Genomic DNA, 8516 nt, shown 5'->3' with positions numbered 1-8516 from the left:
CGAACGTGAAGGGGATGGGCCAATGGCCAGACTTCTTGTCATCGTAGGAAGGACGCGCATGGGCCGGTGACGGTTGACCATAGTGGTTCCCATGCGCCCCCGAAGGAAACTTCCGGGGGCTTTTTGTTGCGCTAAGGAGAGTTGAGATGTCGAAGCAGATGACCGGTGCGAAGATGGTGGTCCAGGCCCTGAAGGACCAGGGTGTCGAGGTCGTCTTCGGCTATCCCGGCGGTGCGGTGCTTCCGATTTATGACGAGCTCTTCATCCAGAACGACATCCGCCACATCCTGGTGCGCCACGAACAGGGCGCGGTCCACATGGCCGAGGGCTATGCCCGCAGTACGGGCAAGCCTGGCGTCGCCCTCGTGACCTCGGGTCCCGGGGCCACCAATGCCGTGACCGGCCTGACCGATGCGCTGATGGATTCGATCCCGATCGTGGTGCTGACCGGCCAGGTCCCGACCTTCATGATCGGCACCGATGGCTTTCAAGAGGCGGACACGGTGGGCATCACCCGGCCCTGCACCAAGATGAACTGGCTGGTGAAGGACACGGCAAAACTGTCCGACACCATCCACCAGGCCTTCCACGTCGCCACCCACGGCCGCCCCGGCCCGGTGCTGATCGACATTCCCAAGGACGTGCAATTCGCCACCGCCGACTATGTCCCCGCGGAAAAGGCCAAGGTCAGCCACTACCAGCCGCGCACCGAGGGCGACCCCGAGCAGATCGCCCGCCTGGTCGCGATGATGGAAGAGGCCGAGCGTCCGATCTTCTACACCGGCGGCGGCGTCATCAACTCGGGCCCCCGTGCCAGCGCGCTTCTGCGCGAGTTGGTGGCCGAGACGAACTTCCCCATCACCTCGACCCTGATGGGTCTGGGCAGCTACCCCGCCTCCGGCAAGAACTGGGTCGGCATGCTGGGGATGCACGGGCTGTACGAGGCGAACCTGGCGATGCACGGCTGCGACCTGATGATCAACATCGGCGCGCGCTTTGACGACCGGATCACCGGGCGGATCAAGGATTTCAGCCCGAAGTCGAAGAAGGCGCACATCGACATCGACCCCTCGTCGATCAACAAGGTGATCCGGGTGGATGTGCCGATCGTCGGCGACGTGTCTCGCGTGCTGGAAGAGGTCCTGCGCCAGTGGCGTGCGCGGGGGTCCAAGACCAACCAGCGCAGCCTGTCGCAGTGGTGGGCGCAGATCGACGAATGGCGTGCGGTGAAGTGCCTGTCCTACAAGCCCTCGACCACCACGATCAAACCGCAATACGCGCTTGAACGTCTGGAAGCCCTGACCAAGGGCATGGACCGCTACATCACGACCGAGGTCGGCCAGCACCAGATGTGGGCCGCGCAGTTCCTGGGGTTCGAGGACCCGAACCGCTGGATGACCTCGGGCGGTCTGGGAACGATGGGTTACGGCCTGCCTGCCAGCATCGGCGTGCAGATCGCGCACCCCGAGGCGCTGGTCATCAACGTCGCGGGCGAGGCGTCCTGGCTGATGAACATGCAGGAAATGGGCACCGCGATGCAGTTCCGCGCGCCGGTCAAGCAGTTCATCCTGAACAACGAACGCCTTGGCATGGTCCGCCAGTGGCAGGAGCTTCTGCATGGCGAGCGGTATTCCTCGTCCTGGAGCGAAAGCCTGCCGGACTTCGTGAAACTGGCCGAGGCCTTCGGCTGCAAGGGGATCAAATGCGAGGACCCCAAGGACCTCGATGACGCGATCATGGAGATGCTGCGCTATGACGGCCCGGTGATCTTCGACTGCCTGGTCGAAAAGCACGAGAACTGCTTCCCGATGATCCCCTCGGGCAAGCCGCATAACGAGATGCTCTTGGGCGACGCCGATACCCAGGGCGTGATCGGTGCGAAAGGCGCGGTGCTGGTGTAATGTCTTGGGTCCCCGGGATCACGTCCCGGGGCCGCCCGGCGCGCCACAGCAAGGCAGACCAATGATGTCCCTGACCGCCGATGCACCCCCGAAGACCCGCGACATCTCGCTGGATGTCGCGAAGGGTCTGGGTATCATCCTTGTCGTCATCGGCCATGCCTGGCGCGGGCTTGATACGGCCGGGATGATCGGCAACGACTGGCTGTTCCAGCTTGTCGATCGGCTGATCTACAACTTCCACATGCCGCTGTTCTTCCTTCTGTCCGGCATGACCTTCCAGTCCTGGGCGCTGAGACGTCCGGTGGGCGAGGCCGTGCGAAGCCGGTTCACCCGCCTTCTATGGCCGCTTCTGCTTTGGACCTACCTCTTTGCCGCCGCGCGACTGGCAGCGGGGGATGAAGCCAACACGCAGATCTCAGGCCTTCAAAGCCTGCTCTTCTGGCCCCTGCCCCCCCGCGAACACTTCTGGTTCCTTTGGGCGCTGTTCCTGCAGCACCTTACCATCCTGGTCCTGATCCGCTTCGTCACCGGCCCGCTTTCGGCCCCGGCCTGGGCGACGCTGGCGGCGCTGGTCGTCCTTGCCACCAGTTTCACCCCGGTCGGCCTGAATGCCTGGACCGTGGGCGAGGCGACCTATGCCGGCGCCTTCGTGATCGGGCTGGCGCTGGGGGCGACGACCTGGCGGCCGCAGGGGACACCGGTCTTCCTTCTTGCCGCAGCACTTTTCGTCGGCTTGCAGGCGCTCAGTTTCCAGTTGCCGCAAATCCTGCTGACCGCCGAGGTCCTGGGCATCTTCCTGTCGCTTGCGGCCCTCACGATGGTCCAGATCCTGTCGGACGGGGCTGGGACCGGATACCTGCGCGTTCTGGCCTTTCTTGGCGTCTCGTCGATGGGCATCTACCTGTCGCACACAATCTTTTCCGCCGGCACGCGCGCCGTGCTGCGCCGGTTCACCCCCGACCTCACCGCCCACATGATCCTTGGCACGCTTGCCGGGATCATCGGCCCCCTGATCATCTACGCCGTCATCCGCCGGGTCGGTCGCCCCTCCTGGATCGGATTCTGACGCCGTGTTCCACAGCAGAAGGTAGGACCGCATGTCCGCACTGAACATCAAGAAGGGCTCGACCAGCCATTCCGCCTATGACCTCCGGTCCGCCAACAGCGAGGTCGAGGAAAGCCACACCCTGGCTGTGATCGTGGAAAACGAACCCGGTGTCCTCGCTCGGGTCATCGGCCTGTTTTCAGGGCGCGGCTACAACATCGACAGCCTGACCGTGGCCGAGGTGGACCACACCGGCCACCGCAGCCGGATCACCATCGTCACCCGCGGCACCCCTGCCGTGATCGACCAGATCGAGGCGCAGCTGAAGCGCATGGTCCCGGTTCATGAGGTCCAGGACCTTACCGCCGAAGGCCCCTCGGTGCAGCGCGAACTCGCCTTGGTCAAGGTCAAGGGCCACGGCGACCACCGGATCGAGGCCCTGCGCCTGGCCGAGATTTTCCGGGCGAACGTGGTGGACAGCACGCTGGAAAGCTTTGTCTTCGAGATGACCGGCACGCCCGAGAAGATCGACGCCTTCGCCGACCTCATGCGCCCGCTGGGCCTGGTCGAGATCGCGCGCACCGGCGTCGCGGGCCTGAAGCGCGGGGTCTGACCCTCAAGTGTTCCGCGCCGGATAAAGATAGTCGCGCGTCATCGGCACGGTGCCGCGCGCCTTGGCCAGCTGCAGCTGGTGGATCACCAGATGCCCCTCGGCAAAACCCATCTCGGCCGATTGCAGATAATAGCGCCACATCCGCACAAAGCGGTCGTCCTGCAACTGCCGGACCCGGTCAAGGTTGGCATCGAACCGCTTCAGCCATTCCTGCAGGGTCCGTTCGTAATGCCCGCGCCAGACCTCCAGATCCGCCAGGATCATCCCGGTCCGTTCAACTGCCCGCATCGCTTCGGAGATCGTCGGGCAATAAGCGCCGGGGAAGATGTACTTGTTGAACCACGGCGAGATCGTGTCAGGTGGCGACCAGCGACCGATGTAGTGGATCAGCGCCAGCCCGTCCTGCGGCAGCAGGTCCGCGACCTTCTGGAAATAAGTCCGCAGGTGCGGCAGACCCACATGCTCCATCATGCCGACCGAGACGACGCGGTCATAGGTTTCCGTCACCGTCCGGTAGTCCTGCAGGCGGAACTGGACCTGTCCCTCCAGCCCTGCCGCGCGCACCCGGGCCTGGGCTTCGGCCAGTTGCACCTTCGACAGTGTAATCCCCGTCACCGCAACCCCGTGGTCACGCGCCAGGGTCAGCGCCAGCGTCCCGAAACCGCAGCCAATGTCCAGGACGCGCAGTCCGGGGCGCAAGAGAAGCTTGCCGCCGAGATGCGCCATCTTGGCGGCCTGCGCTTCCTCCAGCGTCATCTCGGGACGCCGGAAGTAGGCGCAGGTGTATTGCTTGGTCTCGCCCAGGAAAAGGTCGTACAGCCCCGGCGAGAGATCGTAGTGATGCGCCACATTGCGCCGCGCGACGCCGATGTGGTTCCAGATCGCCCAGGATTTCGCGCGTTTCCAGGCCGCCACGGCCTGCGGCAGGGGTGGCGGCAGCTTGCGGCCTCGACCATTGCGCAAGGCAAAGGTCAGAAAGCTGCGGACATCATTGTCGCGCAAGGAAAGACGGCCGTCCATATAGGCCTCGCCCATCGCAAGATCGGGGTGCAACAGCAGCTTCCGGGGCAAGTCTGGATCATGCAGGGTGACGCCGGTTTCGGGCGGACCGCCCGGCCCGAAAACCTGGGTCGAGCCATCAGAGAAGGTCAGCTCCATCCGACCCGTCCTCACGCCAAGACGCAGAAGCGCCGCCAATGCCCGGTTCCACATGGCCGCCCACCCTTCGTTGCAGCGAATCGCCTAACGCAGAGACTGGGAAAAGGTTCCTAGCGGCCCTGAAAGACCGCCGGCCGCTTGCCAAGGAAGGCGGCGACCCCTTCCCGGAAATCAGCGCTGGCGCCGCACTGGCCCTGCAGGCTGGCCTCGGTCGCCAGCTGCTGGTCCAGGCTTTGGTCGAAGGCACCGCGCAGCGCCTGCTTCAGGGCCGCATAGGCTGCGGTCGGCCCCTGGGCCAGCTTGACGGCCCGCGCGGTGACAACCTCGGCGAAACGGTCGTCGGGCACCGCCTCCCAGATCATCCCCCAGCCCTCGGCCTGCCGCGCGGTCACCGGCTCGGCCAGAAGGGCCGCGCCCATCGCGCGTTGCAACCCGACCCGTCGCGGCAGGAAACTGGTGCCGCCCGCATCCGGGATAAGCCCGATCCGGGTAAAGGCTTGCAGGAACACCGCGCTGTCGCAAGCGATGACCAGATCGCAGGCGAGCGCAAGGTTCGCGCCCGCCCCCACCGCCGCCCCATTGACCGCCGCGATGACCGGGACGGGGGCCTCGGTGATCGCCCGGATCATCGGCACGTATTCGTCGTTCAGGATAGCCTCGAACCCGGCGGCCTCCAGCCCTTCGGCATCGGTCAGGTCCTGGCCCGAGCAGAACCCGCGCCCTGCCCCGGTCAGCACGATCACCCGAGCGTTGTGGCCTGCCGTAAGGGCCGCCAGCAATTCCAGCCGCATCTCGCGGTTCAGCGCGTTCATCACCTCGGGCCGGTTCAGTGTGATGCGATGCACCCCACCTTCGACCGTGACCTTCACCAGTTCCGTCATCCGTGCCTCCCGCAGTTGCCGCCAGATTAGCGGGACTGCGCGCAAGGCCAAGCCGAACGCCGCGTCACGGGCCGGGGACAGGCGTAGGGTGGGCGATATCGCCCACCCTACTCCTTGAGGATTTCCTTCAGCCGCGTCTCTTCCTCGGCCGAGAGCGCCACTTCGGGGGCCCGACGGCGCCGACCCGCCGCCAGCGCCACCCCGATCCCGCCCAGCAACAGCGCGGGCCCGGCCAGCCAGAGGACCAGGTTCGCCCCCTCGGCGGGCGGGTTGAAGAGCACCCCCTCACCATAGCGTGCGACGATATAGTCGACGACCTCGGCATCGGTATCCCCAGCGACCAGCCGCTCGCGGATGATCAGCCGCAGGTCGCGGCTGATCGGAGCGTTGCTGTCGTCGATGGTCTCGCCCTGGCAGACCGGGCAGCGGATGTCGCGGCTGATCTCTCGGGCGCGGGATTCCAGGATCGGATCGGCCAGCATCTCATCCGGCTGCACCGCAAGGACCGGGGACGCCGCCAGAAACAAGGCAAGGGCGTAGGGTGGGCAATTTGCCCACCATCCCTTCCACGGACGGCTCATTCCGCCGGCACTCCGGCCGGGACCTTGCGCGCGCCCGCCGCCACGCGGTAGCGCCGGTCAGACAGGCTGAGAAGCCCACCAAGCGCCATCAGGATGCACCCGCCCCACAGCCAGTTGGCGAAGGGCTCGATATAGCTGCGCACCGCCCAGCCCCCCGACTGCTGCTTGTCGCCCAGCACCAGATAGACGTCACGCAGGGGACCATAGTCGATCGCAGCCTCGGTCGTCGGCATCTGCGCCACCGGGTAGATGCGCTTTTCCGGGTTCAGGACCGCCACAACCGCGCCGTTTCGCGTGACCGTCATCCAGCCCATCGTCGAGGTGTAATTCGGGCCCTGCACCTCCTCGACCTTGTCGAGCCGCACCTCATAGGCCCCAAGCGGAAAGGTCTCGCCCTCCTGAACGACGCGGATGTCCTCGATCTTCCAGGACATCATGGCCGAGACGGCAAAGATCGTGACCCCAAGCCCGAAATGCGCCGTGGCCTTGCCCCAGTCCGCCCGCGGCAGGCGGCCAAGCCGGGCGAAACGTGCGCCCACCCCTTCGCGTCCGGTCCGCGCCCAGATGTCGGCCATCGCGCCAAAGCCGACCCAGGCCCCCAGCATCAGCCCGATGGGCCCCAGCGCGGTCTGCCCGGTCTGCATCGCGAAGGCCAGCGCCCCCAGGGCCACCGCCAGCACCATCACTGGAATCAGCCCGCGCAAACTGCGCCCGATGTCACCCCGTTTCCAGGCCAGCATCGCCCCCGGAGGCAGGATCAGCGCCAGTGCCACCATGAAGGGCGAGAAGGCCGCGTTGAAGAAGGGCTCCCCGACCGACAGGTCGCGCCCCAGCAACATTGACCCTACAAGCGGCCAGATTGTCCCGATGAACACCACAAACGCCGCCACGGTCAGCAGGATATTGTTCGCCACCAGCGCGCTTTCGCGGCTGACCAGGCTGAACACCCCCCGCGCTTCCATCGACCCCGCCCGCAGCGCGAACAGGATCAGCGCGCCGCCGGTGAAGAAGCCGAGGATCATCAGGATGAACACCCCCCGCTCGGGGTCGTTGGCGAAGGCGTGGACGGATGTGATGACGCCCGACCGCACGATGAAGGTCCCGATCAGGCTGAACCCGAAGGCCATGATCGCCAGCAGGATCGTCCAGGCTTTCAGGCTTTCGCGCTTTTCCACCACGATGGAACTGTGCAGCAGCGCCGCCGCCAGCAGCCAGGGCATGAAGCTTGCGTTCTCGACCGGGTCCCAGAACCAGAAGCCGCCCCAGCCAAGCTCGTAATAGGCCCACCAGGACCCCAGCGCGATGCCGATGGTCAGGAAGACCCAGGCCGCCAGCGTCCAGGGCCGCACCCAGCGGCCCCAGGCGGCATCGACCCGGCCTTCGATCAGGGCGGCCACGGCGAAGCTGAAAGCCATGCTCAGGCCCACGTAGCCAAGGTACAGGAACGGCGGATGAAACGCCAAACCCGGGTCCTGCAGCAGCGGGTTCAGGTCCTGCCCGTCCAGCGGAGGCAGCGCCAGCCGCCAGAACGGGTTCGATGTCAGCAAAAGGAACAAGAGGAACGCAACCCCGATCATCCCCTGCACCGCCAGCACCCGGGCCTTCAGCCGCGACGGCAGGTTGCCCCCGAACACCGCCACGGCCGCGCCGTAGACCGCCAGGATCAGCACCCACAAGAGCAAGGACCCCTCATGGTTCCCCCAGACGCCCGAGACCTTGTACAGCATCGGCTTCAGCGTGTGCGAGTTCGACACGACCACCGCCAATGAGAAGTCCGACACCACGAAGGCCCAGGTCAGCGCCGCAAAGGACCCCGCGACCAGCACCACTTGCAACAGGGCCGCGGGTCCCGCCAGCGCCATCAGCCGCGCGTCACCCCGATGCGCGCCCCACAAGGGCAGCGTGGACTGCACCAGTGCCACCATCAGCGCCAGGATCAGCGCGAAATGCCCAAGCTCGACGATCATCAGCTTCTCCTTGTGATTGGTTTCAATGATAGGCGTTGCAGCGGTCCGGGGAAAGCCCTGCGCCCTTCCGCCGCGCCAAAACGCGAGTGTGCCCGCCCATCCCCGATGATCCCGCCGAATTGTTCGTTGCCACCGGCAGTCCGCCCCCGCTAAACCGGACCAAAGCGCCCGACCAAAATGGAGACCCGCATGCCCAAGACCATCCTGATCGGCGCGCCCATCGACACCGGCCAGAAGGTTCCCGGCTGCCTGATGGGCCCCGCCGCCTACCGCGTCGCCGGCATCGCCCGCGAAGTCAGCGCCGAAGGCCACGGGGTCGAGGATTGGGGCGACCTTGCGCTCCCCGAACTCAAGCCCGTCACCTGCGCAA

General features: G+C 66.0%; 8 protein-coding genes. 4 read left to right on the top strand and 4 right to left on the bottom strand.

Annotation, left to right across the window (positions count from 1 at the left end):
• The first annotated feature begins 146 nt into the window (after positions 1–146).
• From U1E69_RS19495 to ilvN, 3 genes are all read left to right on the top strand, one after another.
• The gene (locus U1E69_RS19495; protein ID WP_322246085.1) at positions 147–1901 is read left to right on the top strand and encodes an acetolactate synthase 3 large subunit; all 1755 of its coding nucleotides are present in this window, start codon (positions 147–149) and stop codon (positions 1899–1901) included.
• 61 nt (positions 1902–1962) lie between these two features.
• The gene (locus U1E69_RS19490) at positions 1963–2967 is read left to right on the top strand and encodes an acyltransferase (protein WP_322246084.1); all 1005 of its coding nucleotides are present in this window, start codon (positions 1963–1965) and stop codon (positions 2965–2967) included.
• Positions 2968–2998: 31 nt separating this feature from the next.
• Positions 2999–3559, top strand: a complete 561-nt coding sequence (gene ilvN / locus U1E69_RS19485; RefSeq protein WP_322246083.1) for an acetolactate synthase small subunit — start codon at positions 2999–3001, stop codon at positions 3557–3559.
• A gap of 3 nt (positions 3560–3562) precedes the next feature.
• Here the strand turns inward: ilvN and U1E69_RS19480 are convergent, their stop codons facing one another.
• From U1E69_RS19480 to U1E69_RS19465, 4 genes are all read right to left on the bottom strand, one after another.
• Positions 3563–4717 (bottom strand): cyclopropane-fatty-acyl-phospholipid synthase family protein, encoded by a 1155-nt coding sequence (locus U1E69_RS19480; protein ID WP_322246082.1) that lies wholly within the window; start codon positions 4715–4717, stop codon positions 3563–3565.
• A gap of 110 nt (positions 4718–4827) precedes the next feature.
• Positions 4828–5598, bottom strand: a complete 771-nt coding sequence (locus U1E69_RS19475; protein WP_322246081.1) for an enoyl-CoA hydratase-related protein — start codon at positions 5596–5598, stop codon at positions 4828–4830.
• Between the two features lie 107 nt (positions 5599–5705).
• A complete protein-coding gene (locus U1E69_RS19470) occupies positions 5706–6179 on the bottom strand; it encodes a cytochrome c-type biogenesis protein (protein WP_322246080.1) in 474 nt (157 codons plus the stop codon).
• Complete coding sequence (locus U1E69_RS19465; RefSeq protein WP_322246079.1) at positions 6176–8146, bottom strand: heme lyase CcmF/NrfE family subunit; 1971 nt, start codon at positions 8144–8146, stop codon at positions 6176–6178. The genes U1E69_RS19470 and U1E69_RS19465 overlap by 4 nt, the downstream gene beginning before the upstream one ends.
• Positions 8147–8335: 189 nt before the next feature.
• Between U1E69_RS19465 and U1E69_RS19460 the strand changes: the two genes are divergently transcribed.
• A partial coding sequence (locus U1E69_RS19460; RefSeq protein ID WP_322246078.1) for an arginase family protein occupies positions 8336–8516 on the top strand: 181 nt, incomplete at its 3' end.

The sequence above is a fragment of the Tabrizicola sp. genome (genome assembly GCF_034366665.1).
Classification (GTDB): Bacteria; Pseudomonadota; Alphaproteobacteria; order Rhodobacterales; family Rhodobacteraceae; genus Tabrizicola.
This window is presented reverse-complemented; position numbering and strand designations above follow the sequence as displayed.